The sequence below is a fragment of the Dietzia aerolata genome, from assembly GCF_014144865.1.
In the GTDB taxonomy this organism is placed as follows: Bacteria; Actinomycetota; Actinomycetes; order Mycobacteriales; family Mycobacteriaceae; genus Dietzia; species Dietzia aerolata.
On the sequence record NZ_JAALDM010000067.1, the window covers coordinates 18,948 to 42,293 of the forward strand.

Annotated in this window: 23 protein-coding genes and 2 pseudogenes; 11 read left to right on the top strand and 14 right to left on the bottom strand. The window is 66.8% G+C overall.

Annotated features, from left to right (window positions below):
- Positions 1-44 precede the first annotated feature (44 nt).
- The 5 genes from G6016_RS16960 to G6016_RS05200 form a co-directional block, all read right to left on the bottom strand.
- On the bottom strand, positions 45-308 hold the full coding sequence (locus G6016_RS16960) for a PaaI family thioesterase (RefSeq protein WP_241729781.1): 264 nt from the start codon (positions 306-308) through the stop codon (positions 45-47).
- Positions 215-544 carry a PaaI family thioesterase gene (locus G6016_RS17160; protein WP_241729785.1) on the bottom strand — a complete coding sequence of 110 codons (330 nt, stop codon included), beginning with the start codon at positions 542-544 and terminating at the stop codon, positions 215-217. The genes G6016_RS16960 and G6016_RS17160 overlap by 94 nt, the downstream gene beginning before the upstream one ends.
- 115 nt (positions 545-659) lie before the next feature.
- Positions 660-1,514: an alpha/beta fold hydrolase gene (locus G6016_RS05190; protein WP_338403522.1), complete on the bottom strand. Its 855-nt coding sequence runs from the start codon at positions 1,512-1,514 to the stop codon at positions 660-662.
- Entirely contained in the window at positions 1,511-2,407 is an 897-nt protein-coding gene (locus tag G6016_RS05195) for an alpha/beta fold hydrolase (protein ID WP_182631628.1), read from the bottom strand. Before G6016_RS05195 ends, G6016_RS05190 begins: the two co-directional genes overlap by 4 nt.
- Positions 2,404-3,399, bottom strand: a complete 996-nt coding sequence (locus G6016_RS05200; RefSeq protein WP_182631629.1) for a zinc-binding dehydrogenase — start codon at positions 3,397-3,399, stop codon at positions 2,404-2,406. Before G6016_RS05200 ends, G6016_RS05195 begins: the two co-directional genes overlap by 4 nt.
- 122 nt (positions 3,400-3,521) lie before the next feature.
- On the opposite strand from G6016_RS05200, the gene G6016_RS05205 reads away from it, so the two are divergent.
- Positions 3,522-3,947 carry a winged helix-turn-helix transcriptional regulator gene (locus G6016_RS05205; RefSeq protein ID WP_187354334.1) on the top strand — a complete coding sequence of 142 codons (426 nt, stop codon included), beginning with the start codon at positions 3,522-3,524 and terminating at the stop codon, positions 3,945-3,947.
- Between the two features lie 67 nt (positions 3,948-4,014).
- Here G6016_RS05205 and G6016_RS05210 read toward each other — a convergent pair whose 3' ends face one another.
- Positions 4,015-4,560: a hypothetical protein gene (locus tag G6016_RS05210; protein ID WP_182631630.1), complete on the bottom strand. Its 546-nt coding sequence runs from the start codon at positions 4,558-4,560 to the stop codon at positions 4,015-4,017.
- Between the two features lie 107 nt (positions 4,561-4,667).
- On the opposite strand from G6016_RS05210, the gene G6016_RS05215 reads away from it, so the two are divergent.
- The 5 genes from G6016_RS05215 to G6016_RS05235 all read left to right on the top strand — a co-directional run bounded on the left by G6016_RS05215 (position 4,668) and on the right by G6016_RS05235 (position 8,190).
- Positions 4,668-5,015 (top strand): ArsR/SmtB family transcription factor, encoded by a 348-nt coding sequence (locus tag G6016_RS05215; RefSeq protein ID WP_182631631.1) that lies wholly within the window; start codon positions 4,668-4,670, stop codon positions 5,013-5,015.
- A gap of 68 nt (positions 5,016-5,083) precedes the next feature.
- Entirely contained in the window at positions 5,084-6,067 is a 984-nt protein-coding gene (locus G6016_RS05220) for an SRPBCC family protein (protein WP_182631632.1), read from the top strand.
- 129 nt (positions 6,068-6,196) lie between these two features.
- Entirely contained in the window at positions 6,197-6,901 is a 705-nt protein-coding gene (locus G6016_RS05225) for an EcsC family protein (protein ID WP_182631633.1), read from the top strand.
- Between the two features lie 334 nt (positions 6,902-7,235).
- Positions 7,236-7,592, top strand: coding sequence for a hypothetical protein (locus G6016_RS05230; RefSeq protein ID WP_182631634.1), 357 nt, complete (start codon positions 7,236-7,238; stop codon positions 7,590-7,592).
- A 49-nt stretch (positions 7,593-7,641) separates the two neighbouring features.
- Complete coding sequence (locus G6016_RS05235) at positions 7,642-8,190, top strand: hypothetical protein (protein WP_182631635.1); 549 nt, start codon at positions 7,642-7,644, stop codon at positions 8,188-8,190.
- Between the two features lie 185 nt (positions 8,191-8,375).
- Here G6016_RS05235 and G6016_RS05240 read toward each other — a convergent pair whose 3' ends face one another.
- Entirely contained in the window at positions 8,376-11,126 is a 2,751-nt protein-coding gene (locus tag G6016_RS05240) for an ATP-dependent DNA ligase (RefSeq protein ID WP_182631636.1), read from the bottom strand.
- Positions 11,127-11,504: 378 nt separating this feature from the next.
- Between G6016_RS05240 and G6016_RS05245 the strand changes: the two genes are divergently transcribed.
- Both G6016_RS05245 and cynS (G6016_RS05250) read left to right on the top strand, forming a co-directional pair.
- Positions 11,505-12,392: a formate/nitrite transporter family protein gene (locus G6016_RS05245; RefSeq protein WP_182631637.1), complete on the top strand. Its 888-nt coding sequence runs from the start codon at positions 11,505-11,507 to the stop codon at positions 12,390-12,392.
- A 40-nt stretch (positions 12,393-12,432) separates the two neighbouring features.
- Positions 12,433-12,882 carry a cyanase gene (cynS, locus tag G6016_RS05250; RefSeq protein ID WP_182631638.1) on the top strand — a complete coding sequence of 150 codons (450 nt, stop codon included), beginning with the start codon at positions 12,433-12,435 and terminating at the stop codon, positions 12,880-12,882.
- Positions 12,883-12,927: 45 nt separating this feature from the next.
- Here cynS (G6016_RS05250) and G6016_RS05255 read toward each other — a convergent pair whose 3' ends face one another.
- The 3 genes and pseudogenes from G6016_RS05255 to G6016_RS05260 all read right to left on the bottom strand — a co-directional run bounded on the left by G6016_RS05255 (position 12,928) and on the right by G6016_RS05260 (position 14,919).
- A complete protein-coding gene (locus G6016_RS05255; RefSeq protein WP_241729777.1) occupies positions 12,928-13,485 on the bottom strand; it encodes a hypothetical protein in 558 nt (185 codons plus the stop codon).
- A 101-nt stretch (positions 13,486-13,586) separates the two neighbouring features.
- A pseudogene (locus tag G6016_RS17660) lies at positions 13,587-13,859 on the bottom strand (NADP-dependent oxidoreductase); the annotation flags it as partial.
- Positions 13,860-14,028: 169 nt separating this feature from the next.
- Positions 14,029-14,919 carry an excalibur calcium-binding domain-containing protein gene (locus G6016_RS05260; RefSeq protein WP_338403523.1) on the bottom strand — a complete coding sequence of 297 codons (891 nt, stop codon included), beginning with the start codon at positions 14,917-14,919 and terminating at the stop codon, positions 14,029-14,031.
- 223 nt (positions 14,920-15,142) lie between these two features.
- Here G6016_RS05260 and cynS (G6016_RS05265) point away from each other — a divergent pair, with 223 nt between their 5' ends.
- Complete coding sequence (cynS, locus tag G6016_RS05265; RefSeq protein WP_182631641.1) at positions 15,143-15,592, top strand: cyanase; 450 nt, start codon at positions 15,143-15,145, stop codon at positions 15,590-15,592.
- A 74-nt stretch (positions 15,593-15,666) separates the two neighbouring features.
- On the opposite strand, the gene G6016_RS05270 is transcribed toward cynS (G6016_RS05265), so the two are convergent.
- From G6016_RS05270 to G6016_RS05280, 3 genes are read right to left on the bottom strand one after another with little or no spacing between them, the layout of a single operon-like run.
- A complete protein-coding gene (locus tag G6016_RS05270) occupies positions 15,667-17,823 on the bottom strand; it encodes an Ig-like domain repeat protein (protein WP_182631642.1) in 2,157 nt (718 codons plus the stop codon).
- 43 nt (positions 17,824-17,866) lie between these two features.
- Positions 17,867-19,117 (bottom strand): Ig-like domain-containing protein, encoded by a 1,251-nt coding sequence (locus G6016_RS05275; RefSeq protein ID WP_182631643.1) that lies wholly within the window; start codon positions 19,115-19,117, stop codon positions 17,867-17,869.
- A gap of 26 nt (positions 19,118-19,143) precedes the next feature.
- Positions 19,144-20,352, bottom strand: a complete 1,209-nt coding sequence (locus tag G6016_RS05280) for an Ig-like domain-containing protein (protein WP_182631644.1) — start codon at positions 20,350-20,352, stop codon at positions 19,144-19,146.
- A gap of 186 nt (positions 20,353-20,538) precedes the next feature.
- Here G6016_RS05280 and ku point away from each other — a divergent pair, with 186 nt between their 5' ends.
- Positions 20,539-21,621 carry a non-homologous end joining protein Ku gene (gene ku / locus G6016_RS05285; RefSeq protein ID WP_182631645.1) on the top strand — a complete coding sequence of 361 codons (1,083 nt, stop codon included), beginning with the start codon at positions 20,539-20,541 and terminating at the stop codon, positions 21,619-21,621.
- A complete protein-coding gene (locus tag G6016_RS05290; protein ID WP_182631646.1) occupies positions 21,621-22,862 on the top strand; it encodes an amidohydrolase in 1,242 nt (413 codons plus the stop codon). Before ku ends, G6016_RS05290 begins: the two co-directional genes overlap by 1 nt.
- Positions 22,863-22,994: 132 nt before the next feature.
- On the opposite strand, the pseudogene G6016_RS05295 reads toward G6016_RS05290, so the two are convergent.
- Positions 22,995-23,346 (bottom strand): annotated as a pseudogene (locus G6016_RS05295) (hypothetical protein); the annotation flags it as partial.

The following is a 23,346-nucleotide window of genomic DNA, read 5'->3' on the forward strand; positions in this document are numbered from 1 at the left end:
TGGGGCGGGTGGACGCTCCGCGACAGAGACCGCGGGTTCGCTGTTCACGTCGTTGGCAGGGGGAAGATCAGCAGGCTTCCGGTTGCGGTGGCGACTGCCTTGTCCTGGTTGTCGAGCACTTCTCCTTCGGCGAAGGCGACTCGTCGTCCGGTCTTGGTGCCGGTTCCGGTGCAGGTGAGGGGGCCGCTTTGGGAGGTGACCGGGCGCAGGAAGTTCACCTTGATCTCGATGGAGGTGTAGCCGGTGCCGGCGGGGAGAGTGGTGTGGGTGGCGCATCCGAGGGCGGAGTCGAGGAGGGTGGCGACCAGAGCCCGCCGTGGACCATGCCGATGGGGTTGTAGTGGGATTCGTCGGGGTGGCACTGGAAGGTGACGGTGCCGGGGCCTACCTCGGTGAGTGTCATTCCGAGGTGGCTGGCCATCGGCGCTCCGGGGAGTTCCCCGTCGCGCATCTTGGTCATGAAGTCGATGCCGTCGAGTTCGGGCAGTGCGGTGAGGCCCTCAGCGGGGTCACGCCAGTGGATGGTGGTTTCGCGCTCGGTCATTGTCAGTGTCCTTCCTGGGGGAGTGGAATGTTCCGTAGTCGCAGTTGGCCACGGGCGAGGGTTCTAGGGGCCACGGGGGCCCTCCTTCGATGAGTGGTGCAGGCGACAGCGGTGATTAGGCGAGGAAGTCGAGCACTCGCGCGGAGAATTCCTGGTGGTACTGGAAGATTCCGCCGTGGCCGGCGTCGGGGAACAGCTGCAGTTGCGCGCCCGGAATGCGTCTGGCCATGTCGAGAGAGTTGGTGGTGGGGACCATGACGTCGTCGATGCCGTTGGAGACCAGTACGGGCAAGTCCAGTCGGCTCAGGTCGTCCGGTTCCTGGAGCCCCCAGCGGCGGATCGCTCGGAGCTGGGCGAGCAGCGAAGAGAGTGAGATCGGCTCGCCCCTGCCTTCGGTGCGTTCCTGCAGGCGTGCCAAGAACTGCCGGGCACTGCGTTTGCCGTCCGCGGTTCGGGTGAAGAAGAGCCAGTTCCTCGGGTCCTTACGCAGGATCATCGCTTTGGCGAGAGTTCTGAACACCAGCGTCGGGACCTTCTCGATGAGGTAGCCCCCGCGTGGCCCTGTTCCGGCGAATACCGCACGCCGTACGAGCCCCGGGTGCTCGAGTGCGATGATCTGGGCGAGTCCGCCGCCGAGGGAGAACCCGATCAGATCGACGGTGTCGTAGCCGAGTGCGCGGATGAAGTCGACCGCATCGTGAGCCATCTGTTCTGCTCGGGCAGGCGTGGTGCCGTGCGAGGTGCCGACGCCACGGTTGTCGAAGGTGATGACGTGATGATGCTCGGCGATCGCGTCGATGACTTGTAGATCCCAGTCGTCGAGGACCCCGGTGAGGTGGTTGAGGAACACCACGGGCACGCCGCCGCGTATGCCGAGTTCACGGTAGGCGAAATGGGTTCCCTCGACATCGATCACGGACGTCGGCGTGGATCGGTACGTGCTGGGCAGACCAGGCGCGTCGGCGGTCACGGAGTCCTCCCGGGAGAGGTCGTCGGATTGGCGAGGTGTGTGAGTACTTCGCGGGCGAACTGGTCGTTGTGTTGGAAGATCGCGCCGTGCCCGGAGTTCGGGTAGATCACGAGTCGACTGTCGGGCACCCGCCGGTGAAGGTCCTCGGACAGGATCGATGCCACCATCTTGTCGTGGTCACCGTTGACCACCAGGGTGGGGTGGGTGAGACGGGAGAGATCGGACGGCGCGGCCCTGCTCCAGGCCTTGATGGCGGCGAGCTGGGCCCGGAATACTGTCACCGTGATCGGTGTGTCGCGGTCGGTGGTCCGTTCCTTCAGGCGGGTGGTGAACTCGCGGGCTGCCTGCCTTCCCGCGGCATCGCGGTTGAAGAACAGGTATTCCTTGGGGTCGGTGCGGGCCAGCGCGCCGCGGAGCATGGCACGGTAGGTCACCTGTGGGACGGCATCGATTCCGCGACCCCCGGCAGGGCCGGTACCGGCCAGGACGAGTCGGCGCACCACTGTGGGGCGGGTCAGCGCGAGGACCTGGGCGACCATGCCGCCGAGGGAGAAACCGACGACGTCGACCTGCTCGAGCCCGAGTGCGCGGAGGAAATCGTGGGCGTCCTCTGCCATGGCGTGCACAGTTCTCTGCGCGGTCCCCGTGGATGCGCCCACGCCGGGCTGGTCAAAGGCGATCACGCGATGTCGGAGGGCGAGGGCGTCGATGACGCGTGGGTCCCAGTTGTCCAGTGTGGCTGCCAGGTGATGGAAGAACACGACAGGCACCCCGGACCCGGTTCCTAGCTCCCGGTAGGCGAAGTCCTTGCCGCCCGCCTGGACGGTTCGAGTGGGCGTGGACGCATACGACGGCCTCTCCTCGGTGGTGCGGAGCTCGGGTGCGGGGGTCATTGCCGGCTCACCACGATCTTCCCGTGCACCCCACCAGCGGTCAGCGCTTGCAGCGCGTGTGGGGTCTGATCGAAAGGCAGCACCCGGTCCACGATCGGCCGCAGGGCACCGTCATCGATCAGCTCGCCGATCTGCCGGAGTTGCCCACCGTCGGGATGCACGAAGTAGAACTCGTAGGACACCCCCTGGCGGCGGGCTTGTCGGCGGACTTTGCTGCTCATCGCTCTGATCGTCAGCGCCACCACCGGGTTGGCACCGATCCGGTCGGCGAACGCCGGGTCAGGTGGATCGGCGATGCCGAACACCTTGCCGCCGCGCCGTAGGACCCGCAGCGACTTCATGAGGGTCTGGCCGCCTTGATTGTCCAGAACGAGGTCGACATCACCCAGTAGCTGCTCGAAGTCCTGATCGCGGTAGTCGATCACGATATCGGCGCCGAGTTCACGCACGAAGTCGGCGCTGGAGGCGCTGGCCGTGGTCGCCACGGTGGCTCCCAGATGCTTGGCCACCTGGATGGCTATCGACCCGACCCCGCCAGCACCGCCGTGGATGAGCACGGTGTGGCCCGGGCCGATCCGGCCACGCTCAGCCAGGATCTGCCAGGCGGTCAACGCCACCACCGGCAGCGATGCGGCTTCGGCAAAAGAAAGGGACGTGGGCATGCGGGCGACGCTGTCGGCATTGACCGCGACCCGGTCGGCGAACGTCCCGACCCGGTCCATGCCGGGAAAGGCGAACACCTCGTCTCCGGCAGTGAAGCCACTGACCTTCTCGCCGACCGCCACGACACGGCCCGCTATGTCACTGCCCAGAATCAACGGAAGGTCAAACGGGAGGATCTGCTTGAACCCTCCCGAACGCAGCCGCTCATCAGTCTGGTTCACCCCCGCCGCGACCATCTCCACCAATACGTCACCGGCGCCTACCGCGGGCTCGGGAGCCTGGATCTGGACCACGGGCTCGCCATACTTTCGGACCGCAAAAGCCTTCACTACTACTCCTTTGTGGGCCTCCATCTGCTCGCGATGGGGCCGTCGCCACGTTCCGCCAACTGGTTGCACTGTGTTATCAGTCGAACCTACGTGGAGTGGTAACCTAAGGCAACCACTCATCCATGGGGGAGGCCTTTACGGTGATCGAGACGCCACGCTCCAGCTGCCCGATCAGCCGGTCGATCGAACTGCTCGGTGACCGCTGGAGTGTGGTCATTCTGCGGGATATCGCCCTGCACGACCGTCGAGGCTTTCGCGAACTGCTCACCGGAAACGCCGAGGGCATCAGCGCCCCCGTCCTGTCACGACGCCTAGCGGACCTCGTCAGGGCCGGCTTCTTGACCAAGATGGAAGTGGAACGGGGAAGAGCTGGCCGCTACTCGCTCACGGAGGACGGGATACAGACCGTTCCGCTCATGTTCGAACTTGGTCGACTCGGCGCAAAGCTGGACCCCACGACCGTCCCCGCGGTGACAGTGGCCGGCGACAGGAGTCGCGCCAGCATCGAGTCGTACATGGACCGACTCCGCAGCCTGCATCTCAACTGACGTGCTGCTGCCGGTCGACCGGACAAGCCGCTCTCTGCATCTCCCTGGTTCCCTCAGGGCTGGGGCGTCAGAGCTGAGCGAGTAGTTGTTTCCAGATGGGCCGCCAGAACTCGATGGCCTCGGCCGAATCGAGCTTGGTGTGCGTCAGCCCGACCGAGGCCTTGCCGTTCGGCCTGTCGCTGATGTTGACCGCGACCCGGGTGCCGTCGGCCATCGGGACCCGCCAGTAGCGCCACTTCTCGGAGCTCGACGTGGTGGCGTCGGCGTCGATGGGGACACCGCCGAACTCCTCACTCCCGGCGATCACTGTCAACCAGGCTTCCAGCGCTGCGTCCTTGTCGCCTGCGATGGTTCGCGAGGCGGAGAGTTGGAAGTCGCCGGTGCAGGACTGTCCCGGAACTCGCACGCCGGTGTGCTGCTCATAGGCGATGGCTGTGCCCTGGGCCCACCACTCGGCGCGCTCGACCGAGTCGGGCATGTGCTCCAGCGTCAGTTTGGCAATCGCAGCGTGGGCCAGCTCGCGAGCTCCCGCGGCGTCCAGCAATGAGACCCATTCATCCCACGGGCGGCCGGTGGCGTTGGCGATGCCGACGGTGTTGGAAGGCTTGACCATGGCCCAATGGTGCCGCAGCGGGGGAGCGGAGGTCGGGGAACCACGGCCGGAGATTCGTCGCCACCACCCATTGATCCTGGGCCGCGACAGGCGTAACGTGATACCAAATGGTTTCACATCAGGCGCACGAGACGGACTTCAGCGATGCCGACGTCGACAGGATCTTCCGGGCACTCGCCGATGCCACGCGCCGCGACATCGTTCGCCGCACCCTCGCCGAGGAGGCGTCGGTCTCCGAACTCGCCGACCGGTACGACATGTCGTTCGCCGCGGTCCGCAAACACGTCAACGTGCTGGCGGAAGCGGGACTGGTCAGCCATCACCGCGCCGGCCGCGAGCGCCGGATCCGCGGCAATCCCGACGCCATCCGACAAGCGCAGCGCCTGCTCGACAGCTACGAACGCCTGTGGCGCAGTCGCATCGATCGCCTCGACGCACTCCTGGCCGAGGACTGAATCCCCCGAACCCCAACCGGACAGCACGCCCCGAGCCGTCAGCGCTCGGCAACCCAGGGAGGCACACCATGCCAGTCACGTCCGTCGACAAGGATCTCGAGAAGCTGACGATGGAGATCGTCGCCGACTTTCCGGTCTCCGTCAGGCGCCTGTGGGACGCCTACGCCGACCCCCGCCAACTCGAAAAATTCTGGGGCCCGCCCACCTGGCCCGCGACCTTCGACCGCCACGACCTGACCCCCGGAGGCCTGTCGAACTACTACATGACCGGCCCCGACGGCAGCCGCGCCGGCGGCTACTGGGAGTTCCTCGCGGTGGAAGAGGGGCGCTCGTTCGAGGTGATCGACGGATTCACCCACGACGACGGCACCCCGAACACCGACCTGCCGCGGATGCGCGCTGTATTCCTCTTCGAGGAGACCGACACCGGATCCCGCTTGCGCACCACCACGTACTTCAACAGCCTCACCGAACTCGAGCAGCTGGTCAGCATGGGCATGGAGGAGGGCACGGTCCTGGCGATGGGGCAGATCGACGACGTGCTGGCCGATCTCCGCACCTTTGCCGCTGACCGGGCCACGCAGGCGCAGATGCTCAGCGACACGCGGGTGCGGATCAGTCGCGTGGTGCGGGGAACGCCGGAGCAGGTCTGGGCGGCGCATCACCAGCCGGAGCTGCTGCGACAGTGGTGCTACGGCCCCGACGGCTGGGACTTTGTCGAATGCACGGTGGCCACGGCTCCCGGAGATCGCCACCGTTATGCCTACGCGCCGCGGGACGGAGTCGAGGGGCAGGAGTTCGCTCTGACCGGCGAGCTGTTGGAGACCGACCCGCCGCACCGCGAGGTGTTCCTGGAAACCATGGAAGGCGTCGACGGCCCGCCGACCCACAACGAGCAGACACTCACGCCGGTCGAGGGCGGGACTCTGATCTCGCTGGTGATCACCTATGACAGCCTCGAACAGCGCGACATGATCCTGGGCACCGGCATGACCTACGGCATGGAAGCCGGATACGAGCGCCTCGAAGCGGGGGTGTTGGCTGGGGCCTGAATTTTCTGAATACCGCCGGTCTGGTGTGATAATTCTTATCAGTCTCGTCTGCGGCACGAGGCACCGAACTCATCGGCAGCCGAGGTGAGAATTTTCGGCTCCCGCGGCTACGGAGAAGGGCCTCTGGTCATGGCAGAAGAGAACCGTGCGCGGTTAAAAGAGATCCAGCAATCCCTGTCCGATGGGGATATTGAAGCCGCCTCGGCCGCCACGATTAATCTCATTCTGGACGCGGGCGTCAACGGCTTCGGCCCGGTCAAGAGCGCCAAGACCGTCGCGGAAGAAGCACTGAAACATGCTGGAAATGATCGGGACAAAGCGGTCAAAAAGGTTATTGCCACGCACACTCGCGTTGTGGGTGCCTCAGGTTTTGTCTCGGGTCTCGGTGGCTTGGCGACGATGGTCGTCGCGATCCCTGCAGACGTCACTGTGCTTTACACGCGGGCGACAAGGATGATCGCCGCAATCGCTCACATTCAGGGCTATGACGTCGACAGCGAGGAAGTTCGCAGCGTCATAGCGGTCTCGCTGATCGGCTCGGCCGGAGTCGAAGCGATGTCCAAGGCGGGCGTCGAGATAGGGACCAAGACCGCGCTCTCAGCGCTCAAGAAAGTTCCAGGCTCGGCGCTGACCAAAATAAACAAGGCAGTCGGGTTCCGACTCGTCACCAAGTTCGGCACAAAAGGCACGATAAACCTCGTGAAGGTTGTTCCCGTTGCCGGCGGCGCTGTGGGCGGCACGATCAATGTTGCTGCGATCCGGTCCATCGCTGGCTACGCCAAGCGGAACTTTCCGACGATTGATCAGGTAGACGCACCCGCCGCTGTGCTCTAGCAGTTGCTGGCCCGGTCTCACGCTGTCTCCGGAGGCACACGCGTTCTCTGGTGCACTGGCCCTCGAATTGGAAGCACTCAGGTCGCAAGTCGGGCGATTTCGGCGCCATGGCTGCTGCCAAGTGCGGCGTGGTTGCTTCCAAATCACTGGGGGCGGGCTCTGCTGCTGACTTGTTGCCGATCTGTGAGGGAGTCATTCGGCCGCGAAGTCACGCCGGGAGGGTTCGCAGCGGCGATGACGAACTCCGCGCGCGGCGTGGAGTGACAGATGGGTGCTCTACAGTCGGGCGCTGAACGTGCGACAGTGGAAACCTACTGCGCAGGAGGGGTGCCGAATGTCGTCAGATGGGCTAGTTGTCCGCACTTCTGGGCAGCAGCAATATGCAGCCGCGGAGCGTGCTCGGACCGCGCTGAACTCGGGACTGCGGGACTGGTCCGCGCAGCGCGACGCCCTGGGCGCGGACGAGCTCGGGGCCAACCCTTTTCGCCGGGTGCCGCGCGGGTGGCCAGATGTCACCGCGGCGCGACTGATGATCGAGGCCGAGCACGCCGCGGTGCTCGACGCCGCCGGCGCGCGGGCGGAGGTGTCGCGACTGTGGTGGTCGGGGGTCGCCAAGCTCCTCGGCGCCGCCGTCTCGGTGGGGATTCCTCTCGCACTGCTCGTGTCGCTGGTGGTGGGGGAGTGGCGGTGAGGCCCGAGCGCAGCCACTGTCACGCCCGTGGCCCGGGGCGGGGACACTGATGATTCGTCTGGTCGCGCTGCTCGTGGTGGCGTTGGTGCTGCTCGCAGTGGTGGCGGGGTGGCTGGGCTACACGAGTTGGCTGGTGCGCTCCGGTATTGAGGACCTCGCGCGCCGCCGTCGGCTCGTCGCCGGGGTGGATCCGCTCCAGGCGACGACCGCGAAGACGCGCTCCGCTGCAGAAGCCGCCCACTCTGCGGCCCTCTCCGCTCTCTCGATGACGGTTGAGCAGTGGTACGAACTGCGGGAAAGTCGCGCGGTGGGGACTCGGCTTGCCAGCGAGTTTCCGGAGATCGAAGCCAAGGCCGCCCGCGACTCTGAGTTCCTCGACGCGCTCGAGAGCGCTCACCTCGCCCTCGAGCAATCTCAGTCCGCTCTTGCCATCGCCCAAAGCGCTGTGGCCGACCCCGCCGCCGACTCCGCGGTGACCGCGGGCGAGCTGGTGGAGCGGACGGCATCCGTGGACGCGCTGACGCTGCAGCTCCGGCGGAAAATTTACGAGTACCGGACGCCGGGTGTCCGGAAGTTCGGACGCATGTTCCAGAGGTAGTCGACGGGTCAGGCTGGGACTGCGGCGGCGCACCTTGAATTGGAAGCACACAGTTCGACAGTCGGGCGACTTCGGCGCCATGGTTGCTGCCAACTTCGCCGTGGTTGCTTCCAAATCGGTGGGGGCTCCGACGATGAATTCCGCGAGCGGCAGTGGGCTTGCGACGGCGGGCTTGCGGGTGGGGACTACAGGTCGCCGGGGAGTTTGTCCCGCCGGATGTCGCGCCAGGAGGGTTGGCGCATGTGGCCGTCGTCGGTGAAACCCTGGTGGCGGACCTCCACCACGAGTTTGGGCAGCACCCACTTCGCGTCGCGGCGGGCGTCGGAAGGGAGTTCGGCCACGAAAGGGCTGGTCTTGCGGCTCAGCGGCTCGAGCTCGTCGAGTAGCGCACGCGCCTGCTTGTCCGTGAAGCCGGTGCCCACGCGGCCGATGTAGGTCAGCCCGGTCTCCGCCGGCAGGCCCAGTAGTAGTGAGCCCAATCCGCCGGAGCGTCCGCCCTTGCCGGGTCTCCAGCCCCCCACCACGGCATCGGTGGTGGTGAGCAGCTTGTGCTTGAGCCACGACCGCGACCGCTGCCCCGACTCGTACCGGGAGTCACGGCGCTTGGCCACGATGCCTTCCCAGCCGAACTCCTCCGCCTCGGCCAGGGCGCGGTCGCCGGGGCCGTCGAGAACACCCGGCACCTGCACGCGCGGGACGTCGGCCAGCCGCGGGGTGATCAGGTCCAGCACTTCGCGGCGCCGCTCCCACGACTGCGACCGCAGGTCCACGCCGTCGAACTGCAGCACGTCAAAGACGAACAGGTGCACCGGCGCGATCGACTCATCCGAGCCGCCGGCACCGGCCTGCTTGGCTAGTGCAGCGAAGTCGGGGACACCGGTGGAGTCGAGCACCACGAGTTCGGCGTCGATGACCGCCGATGTGCCGAATGCCTGCGCGAGGCCGGGGAAGCCGTCGGTCAGCCAGTCCATGGCGTTGCCGTTGCGGCTGACCATGCGCGATTGCTCGCCGTTCGACGCGACAGTCACCCGGTAGCCGTCCCACTTGCCTTCGAATGCCCACTTGTCCTCGGGCAGCGCGGTCACGTCGGCGGAGGTGGGGATCATCGGAAGCAGGGGAGCGGCGGGCCGGTCGGAGCCGGGGCCGTCGATGACAGGCGCGGCGTGGCCGGTGTCCGCAGGGGAATCGGCGTCGGCTGGCGCAGAGCCGGCAGCCGCGCGATCAGCCGGATACGACGACTTCGGATTGTCCCGCCCGCCATAGAAGGAGTCCGGCGACTGGTCCTTCATGTACTGCACGATCCACTGATTCTTCTCCGCGCTCGTACGCACGAGGACGTACCGACCGGAGACCTTCTCACCGTGCAGCCACACGATGATCTCGTCGGCCCGCCATTTCTCGCATTCGTACCAGCCGTGATCCCAGATGGTCATGTGGCCAGCGCCGTATTCGCCCTTGGGGATGGTGCCCTCGAACGTCTCGTACCCGAGCGGATGGTCCTCGGTGTTCACGGCCAGCCGCCGGTCCTTGGGCTCGGTCGGCAGATTCTTGGGCACGGCCCACGACGCCAACACCCCGTGATGCTCGAGCCGCAGGTCGAAATGCAACCGCCGGGCGTGGTGCTCCTGAATCACGAAGATCGGGCCGTCGACGTCGTCGCGATCAGTCTCGACCTCGCCTTCGAACGGCTCCGGCGTATTGCGACGATCCCGCTTACGCCGGTATTCCGCCAGGCTGGTGACCACAGCTTCCGCGCTGGCGGGTTCGGCGTCGCAGCCGGGATCCGTGGCGGCGCGGTCGGCGTCGCTAGAGGAGGCGTCGGTGGTGGAGGTGTCGGCTGAGCTGGCGTCGACGGAGCTGGCGTCGGCGGGCTCGGGGTCCTCGTCATCGGACGACGACGAAGACGACGAGGACGACGACGAGCTCTTCTTGCCGCCCCCAGATTGCTTGGTCCGTGAGGCGGAACCGGCAGAGGAAGCCGTCTTCTTGGCGGGTGCCTTTTTCGACGCGGCCTTCTTGGCTGGCTTCTTCTTGGCGGAGCCAGAGCCAGAGCCAGAACCGGATGTTTCGAGGCCGTCGAGCAGATCGCCGTCGGAGTCCAGGCGCTTGAGCACCGCGTCCCAGTGCAGGTGCTTGAGGTCGCCGTCGCCGAGTTCTTCCCACGACCTGGGCGCCGCGACCCAGGGTTCGGCCCGCCCGCGCAGGGAGTACGGCGCGACGGTGGTCTTGGCGCCACTGTTCTGGCTCCAGTCCACGAACACCTTGCCCGAGCGGATGGAGCGCTTCATGGTGGCCGTGACCAGGTCGGGCGTCTGCTTTTCCAGTGACTGCGCGATCTGCTTGGCCACCGCGGAGGCGCCTTTGGAAGTGACGGCCTTGTCCAGGCGGGCGTAGAGATGGATCCCCTTGGAGCCACTGGTGACCGGGAACGATTCGAGTCCTGTCTCGTCCAGCAGGTCGCGGACGCGGAGGGCCACCCTCGCCGTCGTATCCAAATCGACTTCCTCGCCGGGGTCCAGGTCAATGATGATGCGCCGCGTCCGCCCCGGCTCGCCGTTCGACAGGGTCCACTGCGGCACGTGCAGCTCGAGCGCGGCCTGTTGGGCGAACCACGCGAGCGTCGCGGGGGAGTCGAGCACGGGATAGGTGACGTCGCGTTTGGAGTGTTCGATTGTCACCTGCGGCACCCAGTCGGGCGCGTGCTGCGGCAGGTTCTTCTCGAAGAAGGACTTGTCGGTGGTGCCGTCGGGCCAACGCTTGCGGGTGACGGGCCGGTTCCCTGCGTACTCGATGAGCAGGGGCGCGACGGCCCGGTAGTACTCGAGCACGTCGGCCTTGGTGGTGCCCGTGGCGTCGTACAGCACCTTGTCCGGATGCGTGAACCGCACCGACTGCCCGTCGACCTTGACCGACTCCTTGCTGCCCTTGCTCGCCATGCCCCCACTCTGTCACTCGGGTACGACACCGGCGACCGGCCCGAATCGAGGCCCCTGCGCCGTCCGCAGCGCTGAACGCCCACGGGTTACGCGCCCGCTTCGGCTTGCGCGTCCTCTCTGCCCGCTCGAAGCGCACCTATGCGTCATGTAAGGACCATTTCGGACGCGTAACCCCCGGTCGGTGCCACCTGCGCACGACCTGTCGCCCGTCTCATCAGATCAGCGCTCGCAGATGCCCGTCCGCTCTCACTGCTGCCCATCCGCGCTGTGCGTCTTCGGTAACCACACGCTGCTTGAACGAAACGACCACGTCATGAAGCAGGTCCAGACTCTGGGCCAGGTCGCCACCGCGGCCTTGGTCAACATGGAGGAAGCCACGTGTCCTACGTTCAACCCCAGGACTTCACCCGCGCGATGATCGACGCCGGGGAGAAGAAGGTCCACATGTCCACCCGCGACACCCTGATCCGCGGCTTCATGGCCGGAGCGATCCTGGCGCTGTCGGCGGCGTTCGCGGTCACTGTCACGGTGCAGACCGGCAGCGCACTGCTCGGGGCGGTGCTGTTCCCGATCGGATTCATCCTGCTGTATCTCCTGGGCTTCGACCTGCTGACCGGTGTATTCACGCTGGTGCCGCTGGCACTGATCGACAAGCGTCGGGGAGCCACGGTTGGCGGGGTTCTGCGCAACTGGGGCCTGGTCTTTCTGGGCAACTTCGCCGGCGCCCTCACCGTGGCGTTCCTCATCTCGTTCATCACCACCTACGGATTCAACGTCGCACCGGACGAGGTGGGGCAGCGGCTCGGGGAGATCGGCGAAGCACGGACCCTGGGCTACGCCGAGCACGGGGCGGCCGGGATGGCGACCCTGTTCTTCCGCTGCGTGCTGTGCAACTGGATGGTCTCCACCGGCGTGGTGGGCGCGATGATGTCCACCAGCGTGAGCGGCAAGGCTCTGGCCATGTGGATGCCCGTGATGCTGTTCTTCTACATGGGGTTCGAGCACTCGGTGGTCAACATGTTCCTGTTCCCGACCGGGCTCATGCTGGGCGGAGACTTCTCTATCGGCGACTACCTGGTGTGGAACGAGATCCCGACGGTTGTCGGGAACGTCGTCGGAGGTCTGGTGTTCGTGGGACTATCGCTGTACGTCACGCACGCGCGCACCAAGGCCCCGCGCCTGTGCGAGGAGATCCCCGCTGGTGGCGCCCCCGGAGTCGACAACGGTGGCGACGCCGCAGCCGCCGCGAAGGTCCCCGCGGCCTGACGTTGTCAGCACCCCGCCCTCATATTCCAAGGAGTCGTTGATGTCCCCGATCATGTCCAAGTCCGAGGCCGCCGCGCATATCGATTCCGCCCGCATCCGCCAGGGCCGCACGTGGGCCGAGCTGGCCGAGCACCTGGGCGCGCCGCTGGTGTGGACCACCTCGGCATTGCTCGGCCAGCACCCGTTGACGACGGAGCAAGCGCGGTCGGTGTGTGAACTGCTGGGCCTCGGCGAGGACGTCGCGGAGGGGCTCGTCCGCCAGCCCGGTCGGGGCACGCCCGCGGAGCTGATGGCGGATCCGACGATCTACCGCTTCACCGAGGCGCTGTCGGTCTACGGGCCGGCGCTCAAGGCACTGATCCATGAGGAGTTCGGCGACGGCATCATGTCCGCGATCAACTTCCGGATCGACTTCGCGCGCCGCCCCGACCCGGACGGCGACCGCGTCGTGATCACGCTGGACGGGAAGTTCCTCGACTACAAGTGGTGAGGGGGAACAGAGACGAGCCCGCCGCTCGCCCTGCGGGAAGCCCTCTCAGGCGTGGCTGCTGATGAGTTCGTCCATCGACTCGCCGGACTGCTTCGACCACAGGCTGAACACCGCGCTGGTCATGGCCGCGGCCGCGTAGAGGGCGGACGCCAGCCCGTGCTCGCTGATCACGGTGCGCATGCCGGTGGAGGCGTCGCAGTCGAGCAGGACCGCATCGAAAAGGCCTGCCATGCCGTCAGGGGCGTCAGGGAGCCCGGCACTGTCGCGGGTCTGGGCGATGACTGCGGCGGGCAGCTGCGGCGCCAGCGACTGTGCGAGCTGGGCGAAGCGGGAGGCCACGGTCAGGGCGTCGGGGATCGGCGGGGGAGAGGCATCGGCAGTCATCTCCAGGGCCTCGAGGAGCTCGCCGGCGGCCGAGGTGTCGCCCCGCGCGTGGGCGGCCAGGACGGCCCGGACCTGCTCGACGGCAACTCGGTGGCGCTGCTGTGCGCGCTGCATTCCGGCCTCGAGGTCGGCGATGCCCGCAGTGCGTATATCGACGCCCTCGCGGACCAAGAGCGGCGCGAAACGCTCGAACCGTGCGCGCTGTTCCGGGGAAACCATGGCTCCATTGTGTCTGCTCGAGCTGAACGGCCCCGCGGCGCGTCGCAATACGCCCCGTGCTCGTCGCGGGGTATGGCGATCCCCATCACCCGGTCACCGACAGCCAGGGCCGTGGCCGCGTCCTCGCCGATCTCCAGAAGCGTTCCCGCGATATCCATGCCCGGCACATCTGCAGCTCCGCGCGGGGTGCCGGTCTTGGAGCGGGATCCGTTGCGGGTGTAGGTGCCGGTGGGGTTGGTGGTGGCGGCTGAGACGCGCACGCGGGCGTCGGTCGGCCCGAGTTTCTGGGTGGGGACGTGGGCGACCTGCAGCGCGTCGGGCCCTCCGTAGGTGGTCACTCCGACGGCGCGAACGGTGCCAGCGGGGGCGTTCATGGTTTCTCTTCCCACGTGGTCGGTGACACGATTGCCTGCTCTCCCGCACGGAAACTACCGGCCCGTGCCGCACAACCCCGAAACGACCACGAGCCCCCGCGACGGCCGCTGTGTTTATTTGACGACGACGACAACGACCTCAGCCCCAGAACCACCGCACCGTGCCGGGTCAGCCCGACTGGCAGCCGACCCCGTCTCCGTCTTTGTCCAGGTGCGGCCCGAAGCCCGGAGTTCCAGCCAGAATCGGTGTCGCGCCGGCGGCTCGGGCCTCGGCGCAATTCTTGTACATGAACCCGGCCGGCGCAGGTACCGGAGCGGGAGCTTGCGCGGGGTCGGGTGCAGGGGCGGGCACCGGGTTGGCAGCAGGCGCCGGTTCGGCGATCGGAGCGGGTGGGGGCACTGCTGCGGGGGCTGGTTCACCGGCGGGCGTGTCCGGGAGGGCCTCATCGGGCAGCGCAGGTCCCGGCTCTACAAGGTCGGCGGCCTCGGGGGCGATCGCGGAGTCCGGCGCAGGTTCGACGTCCTCGGCCGGGAGCGGTGCGGGCTCGCGGGCCGGTTCGCGGGGCGCCGGGTCGGCCTCGGTGTACGCAGCGGCTGGCTGCGGCGCTGGCTCATCGGGACCGCCGAGCTGGACGAATCCCACTACGCCCAGCGCCGCCACGGCAACCGCGCCCACAGCTGCGACCACCGCGTGCTTGGTCGCGAACGTCAGCTTTGGCTCGGGCTCTGGCTCCGGGATCAGGATCGGCTCAGCCGGACGGGTTGATCCTCGCCCTCTGAGCGCGAAACCGGGCCGCCAGTCGCGCCACGTTCGGGGTTCGTCCCCGGCGAGCTCGGTGACCGAAGAGGTGTGGTCGGTCGGGGAGAGGCCCACACGTTCGGCCAACTGGGCGACTGGCGAGCTCTTTCGCAGCAGCGCCCTCAGAGATCTGCGCGGCGCGGGCTCGGGGAGCGGGCTCGGCGGAGTTGGATACGGGGCGGGCGGCAGCGGTTCCTTACCGCGCTTGGAATCAGATCCGTACTTGCGGAACGGGTTGCTCAACCGCGCGAACTTGCTCACATTGCTCCTCTGCCAGCACGTTTTTCGTGGCCGCTGAATCCTGCCTCGGTCGTCCGATTCGATTGGCCCCGGCTCCGGCAGACTTAACAAGTGCTTACTTTAGGCCATGGTTGCAGGCCTCTGCGCGAGTTGATCCAATGCGAGGTCAGCAGGGGAAGGAGACTGTCCGGCCGCAGGGCCGCGATGGCTGTCCGCCCCGAACACAAACGCGAGAGGAACCACGATGAAGCCCATCATGTCCAAGAGCGACGCCGCCGCCCACGTTGATTCGGCCCGGATCCGTCAGGGTCGCACCTGGGCGGAGCTGGCCGACCACCTCGGTACGCCCTTGGTCTGGACCACCGCAGCGCTGCTCGGTCAGCACCCGATGTCGGCGGAGCAGGCCCGGTCGGTGTGCGAGCTGCTCGGCCTGGGCGAGGACGTCTCCGAGGGTCTGACCATGCAGCCGAGCCGGGGCACGTCAGCCGAGGAGATGGCAGACCCGACAATCTACCGCTTCACCGAGGCGCTTGCGGTCTATGGGCCGGCCCTCAAGGCGCTTATCCACGACGAGTTCGGCGACGGCATCATGAGTGCGATCAACTTCCAGGTCGACTTCCAGCGCCGCGAAGATCCCGACGGGGACCGCGTAGTGATCACACTCGACGGGAAGTTCCTCGACTACCAGTGGTGACGGGAAGCGACTGAGACGGCAAACGCCGCCGACCCGGAAAGGGCCGGCGGCGTTGTGCGCTGGTGGTGTAGCCGTTAGTTGGGGAGCTGAGCGGCGCTACCGACCAGGGCGTCGAGGCTGCCCAGGTCGAGGGCTGCGAACCATTCGGCAGAGCCGCCACCAATCTCGAGCGAGCCGAGGTCGAGCGAGCCCGTGACCGGGTCGATCACAATCGTCGTCTCGGCTTCGCTGGCTGAGTACCGATCCGGGTTCGTTGGGGCGAACACTGCGGTCACCGGGTACTCGCCGTACTCGGTGAAGGTGTGCTCGGCAACCGCCACGCCGTCGACCACATCCACCACGTACTCCTTCCCGTCCACGGTGAACGTCACGGTCCCCTCCGCGTCGGTTGAGGCGACGGTGGCGGTGATCGTCGTGGGCTCGTCCAGGACGATGCCGTCGGCCGCCGTGATCGCCAGTTGTGTGTCCGCGGTGGCCACGGAGACGCTCTCGGTGTCGGTGCTAGTGGTGTACCGCTCCGGGTTGGCCGGGAGGAAGGTCGCGGTTACGGTCGCGTCGCCGAGCGCGTCGAGCGTGAACTCGGCGGTGGCGACCCCTCCAACTACTGGAACCGTCTCAGTTTGACCGCTGACGGCGAACTCGACGTCACCCTCTGCGTCTGCAGGGGTGACGCGCGCAGTGGCTGAGATCGTGTCGCCGGAGATGATCTGCACCGCGTCGAGTTCCAGGTTGGTCTCGGTGGCCTCAGTCTGTACGTTCGCGGTGGTCTGACCGGTGCTGGGTGCATACCGGTTGGTGTCGGCCGGGGTGAACTCCGCGGTCACCAGGATTTCTCCTGTGGTGCCGAACTGGTGGGCCGTAGTGGCCACTCCGTCGACGACCTCGACGGCGTAGGTCTCGCCTTCGACGGCGAAGGTCACGGTGCCTGCAGCGTCAGCTGGTGTGACATTCGCCTGCAGGGTTGAGTCCTCGCCGACGCGAGTGATCTCGGGGGAGACCTCCACTGCCGTCTCGGTCTGCTCGCTGCTCACCATGACGGTCTCAGTGTCCGTCGAGCTGGTGTAGCGCTGCGGGTTCGCGGGCAGGAACGTCGCGGTCACGGTGGCGTTCTCTGGGACGTCGAGCGTGAACTCGGTGCTGGCAGTCCCGGCAGTGACGGGCACTGTCTGCGACTGGTCACCAACGGTGAACTGGACGTCGCCATTGGCGTCGGCAGGCGTCACGGTGGCGGTAGCCGAGATGGTGTCACCAGAGATGATCTCCACCGCATCGAGCTCGAGGTTCGTCTGGGTTGCCTCGGACTCAACCTGGACCGTGCCGTTACCAGTCGACCCCTGCCACTGCGTGGTGTTCGTAGGCGTAAAGGTCACCGTGACCGGCTTGGGGCCGGTCGTGTCGAACGTCATGGTCGTATTGGCGACGCCGTTGACGACCGGGGCTGTTTGCGTCTGGCCATCCGCGGTGAAGGTCATCGTGCCGGCTGGGGTGTTGGAGCCGGCCGCAGCGGCGACGGTCGCGGTGAGGTCGACCGGCTCGCCCACTCGAGCGACTGTCGGCGGGACGGTCACCTGCGTCTGCGAGCTGACCGCGCCGAGTGTGAACGCGGCGATGTTGGCTGATGTGCGCGTGGAGGGGGTCGAAGGCGACGGGGCGACTTCCGCGTCGATCAGGCGAAGACCCGCCTGGTAGGTGGTTCCGCCCTGGGCGTTCGCCGGGATATCGAAAGAGATCCAGCCGGTGCGGGAGTCCTGGCCCCGCACCGTTAGATCCCCCACACGGCTGAAGAGGTCCCCAATTCCGCTGATGTTTCCGACGTCGCCCGAGGTTCCGCCGGTGAAGTTTCCACCCTGCTCCCAGTTCCCCGGGGAGTAGATTTGTCCTCCCGAACTGCGGTAAGTCAGTCCGGCTGGTGCATCGATGCCGTAGAGGACGAGCGCAGTGTAGTACGGAATCAAACCACCCCATCCGCCTGAGCGGCTCTGCGTATTCGTCGCCGTGATGTCGTACCGAACGTGCCCGCCGGGACGCAGGTCGCTCTGGCCTTGGTTCACCGTGACGGTGGTGCGGAAATTGCCGAGGGTGGCCGTTCCGGCGTCAGCGGCGGGGGTGCTGAGCCCCGGGACGACTCCCAGGACGAGGGCGAAGGTTGCCGCCATCACGAGGGCAGCGCGACCCCACCACGTGGGCGCCGCTTGGGGCGCCGCCAGGGCGCCTGAATGGGTGCGAGACATGAATTGCTCCTAGAACTTGGGGCCCAAGGGCCAGATCGACGGATCAGCTGCCGAGGCTTCCCATGAGGCTGCCGAGCAGACCGGTATCCGGTTCGGGGAAGTCCGGGTCGACCGGCTCCTCGGGTTCGGGTTCGATGACGAGCTCGCCGGGAACAGTCACCCCGACGGTGCGCGTATCGGATTCGGACGAAAGGTACTCCGCGTCTCCGACATACCGCGCCGTGATCGGGTGCGTACCCGGGTCACGGAACCGCCAGACGAGTTCGGCGGTGCCGTCCTCGCCGACCGTGGAGGTGCCGATCAGGTCCTCGCCGTCGTAGAACTCGACCGTGCCCCGACCAGGGTTCGGCGTCACGTCGGCGGTGATGCGGACCTCGTCGCCGGTGAGGGCTTCGAGTTGCACGTCGATCTCGGTGGCGGTCTGGTAGACCCCGTGCACCTGAGTCGTGGACAGGGCCTGCCGGCCCAGGCCGGTGGCCGAGCAGTAGTTCGCGTGGCCGACGGTGGCCTCGAGGTCGATGCTCCAGATCCAGAATGACTCGTTGATCGAGTAGGTGCGGTATTCGGTGAGGAACCCCATGCTCGCGTCCGGGCCCGCCGCGGGGGCTGCGGGCCCGGTGCGCAGTCCGGTAGTGACCGTAGCGCCGTCCTCGGCGGTGAGGGTCAGATCGATGGCGGGCAGCCGGAACTGACCATTTTCGGGAGCTCCGAGACCGTCGCCCCACCCACCACCGTCGAGCGTCCGGTCCCATGCCGGCCGGTTATTCACCGTCGCGTCGCCTCCGGAGAGCCGGAGGAACTCGCCGGTCTCCGACTGCTGACCGGCCGCATTGACCCGCGTCAGTGTGGGAGTGCCTCTGAGCCCCTGGGCGGTGCCGGAGACGATCTGGTAATCGATCAGGGTGGCGTCGGTCGGAACTCGGAAGTCGTAACTGAGACGGGAAACCTCGCGATCCCGCGACATTGCCCCCGGCTGCAGACGAACGGTGAACTCTTCACCCGGTTCCACGCGCTCCGGCGCGGTCACCGTGACGTTGTCGGAGATCTCGCTCGTGTTGAAGGTTGCCGTCTGGATGAGAGGGCGCAAAATGCCGAGTAGCTCCGTCGGAATCCAGCTCGGCGGATCCTGGAGCACCTCATCCGGGTTGGGGTACGGCACCCCCACGCAGGCATGCGTCACCGGAACTTCGCGGGTTTGCCCCTCCTGCGCGGACGCTGCGGGGGAGAGGGTGGTGAGTAGGCCGGCTGCGAGCACCGGGATTGCAAGTGCGGTACCGAATCGACGAGTTGTCATCGGTGACTCCTTTGAAAGTCTGGGTGTCAGGATGCGGAGAGGCTGCCGAAGATGGCGCCCAATGAACCGTTGGCAGGCTCGGAGGGCTCCGGGTCCACGGGGTCGGTGGGGTCCGGCTCTGGTCCGACAACCGTGAGGACGTGCGGGCTGGAGACTCGGGCGCTGTTGCCGTCGGCGTCGGTGTACTCGGCGGTGACGAGTTTGGTCCCGGCCACGTTGAAGGTCATGTCGAGGCGTGCGATCCCGCGGACGACCGGCCGAGGGGCGCCGATGGGGGCGCCGTCGGCAAAGAACTGGATGGAGCCGCCGTCGACATCGGCGATGGTGTCTTCGTCCTCCGCGACCCCGACATTCGCGGCGAAGGACGCCGACTGGCCGACGTCGGTCGAGCCGGGGCCCTCGAGGCGTGTGATCACGGAGCCGGGGTCGACCGGGCCGGGCTCGAGCACGTCGATCGTCGTGAGCGGTCCCGCGCCCTCGTTGAGTGGAGCCGTTGCCGAGCTGCGCGGCTGACAGGTCACCGGAGCTGAGACGGTTCCGATGATCGGCGCGTTGGCGCGGGCGAGAAGGCTGACGAACGACTCGTCCGAGCCGAACACGCCGGCTTGTCCATCGGTGCGGATGCCCGGCTCGACGACGCCCGGCTCACCGGCCTCGAGCACGAGCCGAAGTCGGGGGAAACTCAGTGTGGTTTCGTCGCCGCCGGACGGCCGAACCGCCATTCCCGCGGGGGAGGTCCGTGACACGTTCGGCCCGTTGCCGATGGTCTGGTTGGCCCCCGACAGTCGGAGGTAGTCACCGGTCGTCGATGGGACACCGTTCTCATCGATTCGGATGATGCTCGGTGCCACGCCCGCCGTGAACGAGCCCGGGTCGAGAATCTGGGCGCTGATGAACTCGGCGTTGTCGGGTACGTCGAGGTCGAGCTTGATCCGCGAGACGTCGGTGGCGCTGATTCCCTCGAACGATGTCGGGACGGTGACACCGTCGACTTGGAGGTCCACGGTGAAGACCTCTCCGGTCTCGACCGATTCCGGAGCGGTGACCTGAATCGCTGCCTCCGTCGTCACCGTGAGCGGGTCGACGATGGAGGCGGAGGGCGTTACTTCGCAGGTGATGTCGAAGGACTTCGTGGAGGTGACGGGCATCGTGGCCGCGGTGGACACCGCAGGTACCAGGGCGGGGATGAGTAGCACGCTGGCGAGCACGCCGGCTGGCTTGAGGTAGGACTTCATGGTGGTCTCCGCGAATGTTGTCGGCCGAAAGCTAAGTAAGAGCTTATAGGAACACTGAGAACATCGCATCCGCACCATCCTGGTGTTGCATCTGTCACCTTTGTCCGACAGGTAGGTCCAAGTGACAGCGGCCGTGGGCACCGGCGTCCGGCTTCCCCGAGCCCCCGTCTGTCGCATACTCATCTCATGCGATCTATCTGGAAGGGCGAGCTCTCCTTTGGTCTGGTGAACGTGCCGGTCAAGGTGTATTCGGCGACGGAGGACCACGATCTGCACGCGCGGCAGGTCGATAAGAAGGACGGCGTGCGCATCCGCTACAAGAAGGTGCGGGACGACAATGGCGAGGAGGTCGAGTTCTCCGACATCGCCAAGGCGTACGAGTCCGAGGACGGCGAGATGGTCATCCTCACCAAGGAGGACCTGGCGAGCCTGCCGGTGGAGCAGTCCCACGAGATCGAGGTGACCGAGTTCGTCCCGGCGGACCAGGTGGATCCGGTGGCCTTTGACAGCGCCTACTTCCTGGAGCCGGCGTCGCGCTCGAACCGGGCGTACGTGCTGATGCGGGAGGCACTGCAGTCGACGGACCGGCTGGCGATCTGCACGTTCACACTCCGTAACCGCACGCGACTGTGTGCTCTACGGGTGTATAAGGACGTGCTGATGCTGCAGACGTTGTTGTGGCCGGACGAGATCCGCCCGGCGATCCTGGACGGGTTGGACAAGGAGGCGAAGGTCCGGCCGCAGGAGGTGAAGATGGCCGCGTCGCTCATCGAGACCATGGCCGCTGACTTCGAGCCGGAGAAGTACGAGGACGATTACCAGAATCAGCTCAAGGAACTGATCGAGGCAACGGCTGCTGGCGGTGAGGCGTTCACGGTGGAGGAGAAGGAGGATTCCGGCGACGACGATGGTGACGACGAGGTTGCCGACCTCTTGGCCGCCCTCCGCGCGAGCGTGAAGGATCGTGGCGGCGAGGTGGGCGAATCCGATTCCGATGACGACGACGACAACGACGACGACAAGGGCTCGCGCTCAAAAAAGAAGTCGACCGCGAAGAAGAGAACCAAGTCGTCCACCAAGAAGTCTCCTGCGAAGAAGGCTGCCGCGAAAAAGGAGCCAGCCAAGAAGCCTGCGGCAAAGAAGTCCACCGAAAAGAAGCAGCCAGCGAAGAAATCGGCCTCCAAGTCGACCACCAAGAAGGCCCCGGCCAAGGAGACAGCTGCGAAGAAGTCCACCGCTCGCAAGACCCCGGTAAAGAAGTCCGCCTGATGTCCGGCAAGGCATTCGCGGCCGAGGTGGCCGGCTACGTCGAGGGGCACCTGGAGTGGATCCGTGACCTCTACCGTCACTTCCACCGCCATCCGGAACTGAGCATGGCCGAGCACGCGACGGCCGAGCGGATCGAGCAGGAGCTCGCGGCGCTGGGCCTCACTCCGCTGCGTCTGGCTGGGACGGGCGTGGTGACGGTGATCGAGAACGGCGCTGGGCCCGCTGTGTTGGCCCGCGCTGACATCGACGCGCTACCTATCCAGGAGTGCACCGGCCTGGAGTACGCCTCCCAAACCGCGGGCGTCATGCACGCGTGCGGCCACGACGCCCACGCGGCGGCGCTGCTGGGCGCCACCCGCATTTTGGCAGAGCACCGCCATGCGTGGAGCGGCACCTATATCGCGGTGTTCCAGCCGGGGGAGGAGACCGCTGCCGGCGCCCGCGCGATGATCGACGACGGATTGCGGGAGAAGGTGCCCAAGCCGGACGTGGCACTGTCGCAGCACGTCATGCCCACTCCGGCGGGAATGATCGGCACCGTGACGGGCCCGGTCCTGTCGGCTGGAGATTCGCTCCGCATCACGATCCACGGCCGCGGGGCGCATGGTTCGATGCCGCACACGTCGGTCGATCCGGTGGTGTTGGCGTCGTCCATCGTTCTGCGGTTGCAGACCGTCGTCTCCCGCGAGGTGGAGCCGGGGAGGTTCGCGGTGGTGACGGTCGGCTCGCTCACCGCAGGGACTACGGCGAACATCATCCCGGACCACGCCGAGCTGTTGCTCAACATCCGCACCTACGACCTGGATGTGCGAGACCGGGTCCTCACGGCGATCGAACGCATCGTCCGCGCCGAGTGCGTGGCAGCCGGAGCGCCGGCGGAGCCGCAGTTCGAGTATTACGACCAGTACCCGCTCACCCGGAACGATCCGCAGGTCACCGAGGAAGTCGCTCAGGCATTCGCCGATCACTTTGGGCAGGGGTCGGTGTTCGAGACGGATCGGGTAACCGCGTCGGAGGACTTCTCCTATATCCCCGACGCGTTCGGGGTGCCGTATACGTACTGGACCGTCGGTTCGGTCGATCCGGCCCGCTACCGCGACGCCCTCTCGCGCGGGGCCGTCGCGCAGGAGATTCCCGCCAACCACTCGCCGCAGTTCGCCCCACTGGAGGACCCGACCCTGCTCACAGCGGCCCGCGCCCAGCTGGTGGCAGCGATGGCCTTCCTCGGCGCGCATGAATAAGACGGCCTCCCGGCAAGCGGGAGCGACCAGTCGGCGGTGGCGATGATCGGCGCCGCGCGCAGCAAGAACATGGCTGGCGAGGGCTCGTCTGTAGGTGCCCACGTCTCGATCCGTGAGGCCTCACGAGGTGAACTAGTAGAGGCCGAACACCGTGGCAAACACATAGATCAGAGCAACAACCGCTGCCACGACCATGCCCAGCCCGGACGCGATGAGCCCCGCTATCGCCAACCCCCGCTGTCGCTCGGGGATGAACAGGGCGATCACGCCGAGAATCAACGCAATCGCCAGCGTCAACCAGCCCAGGGGGAAGATCTCTATGCGCAGGGACAATCCGGTCCCGATCGGGGCGAGGACCAGGGAGATCGCGCCCAGGACGTTGGTGCGCAGCGGTCCGGTCCGAGGCGGCGGGGCGCCGGCGGCGGGTCCGCCTGACGGTCCGTCGGTCGGCGCTGCCCACGGTCCTGGCCGGGCCTGATCCGGC

What these genes read in the sequence shown, in the direction of transcription:
- G6016_RS17160 (WP_241729785.1), bottom strand. Translation starts at nt 544, where the DNA reads ATGACCGAGCGCGAAACCACCATCCACTGGCGTGACCCCGCTGAGGGC.
- G6016_RS05195 (WP_182631628.1), bottom strand. Translation starts at nt 2,407, where the DNA reads ATGACCCCCGCACCCGAGCTCCGCACCACCGAGGAGAGGCCGTCGTAT.
- G6016_RS05205 (WP_187354334.1), top strand. Translation starts at nt 3,522, where the DNA reads ATGGGGGAGGCCTTTACGGTGATCGAGACGCCACGCTCCAGCTGCCCG.
- G6016_RS05210 (WP_182631630.1), bottom strand. Translation starts at nt 4,560, where the DNA reads ATGGTCAAGCCTTCCAACACCGTCGGCATCGCCAACGCCACCGGCCGC.
- G6016_RS05215 (WP_182631631.1), top strand. Translation starts at nt 4,668, where the DNA reads ATGGTTTCACATCAGGCGCACGAGACGGACTTCAGCGATGCCGACGTC.
- G6016_RS05220 (WP_182631632.1), top strand. Translation starts at nt 5,084, where the DNA reads ATGCCAGTCACGTCCGTCGACAAGGATCTCGAGAAGCTGACGATGGAG.
- G6016_RS05225 (WP_182631633.1), top strand. Translation starts at nt 6,197, where the DNA reads ATGGCAGAAGAGAACCGTGCGCGGTTAAAAGAGATCCAGCAATCCCTG.
- G6016_RS05230 (WP_182631634.1), top strand. Translation starts at nt 7,236, where the DNA reads ATGTCGTCAGATGGGCTAGTTGTCCGCACTTCTGGGCAGCAGCAATAT.
- G6016_RS05235 (WP_182631635.1), top strand. Translation starts at nt 7,642, where the DNA reads ATGATTCGTCTGGTCGCGCTGCTCGTGGTGGCGTTGGTGCTGCTCGCA.
- G6016_RS05240 (WP_182631636.1), bottom strand. Translation starts at nt 11,126, where the DNA reads ATGGCGAGCAAGGGCAGCAAGGAGTCGGTCAAGGTCGACGGGCAGTCG.
- cynS (WP_182631638.1), top strand. Translation starts at nt 12,433, where the DNA reads ATGTCCCCGATCATGTCCAAGTCCGAGGCCGCCGCGCATATCGATTCC.
- G6016_RS05255 (WP_241729777.1), bottom strand. Translation starts at nt 13,485, where the DNA reads ATGGTTTCCCCGGAACAGCGCGCACGGTTCGAGCGTTTCGCGCCGCTC.
- cynS (WP_182631641.1), top strand. Translation starts at nt 15,143, where the DNA reads ATGAAGCCCATCATGTCCAAGAGCGACGCCGCCGCCCACGTTGATTCG.
- G6016_RS05270 (WP_182631642.1), bottom strand. Translation starts at nt 17,823, where the DNA reads ATGTCTCGCACCCATTCAGGCGCCCTGGCGGCGCCCCAAGCGGCGCCC.
- G6016_RS05275 (WP_182631643.1), bottom strand. Translation starts at nt 19,117, where the DNA reads ATGACAACTCGTCGATTCGGTACCGCACTTGCAATCCCGGTGCTCGCA.
- G6016_RS05280 (WP_182631644.1), bottom strand. Translation starts at nt 20,352, where the DNA reads ATGAAGTCCTACCTCAAGCCAGCCGGCGTGCTCGCCAGCGTGCTACTC.
- ku (WP_182631645.1), top strand. Translation starts at nt 20,539, where the DNA reads ATGCGATCTATCTGGAAGGGCGAGCTCTCCTTTGGTCTGGTGAACGTG.
- G6016_RS05290 (WP_182631646.1), top strand. Translation starts at nt 21,621, where the DNA reads ATGTCCGGCAAGGCATTCGCGGCCGAGGTGGCCGGCTACGTCGAGGGG.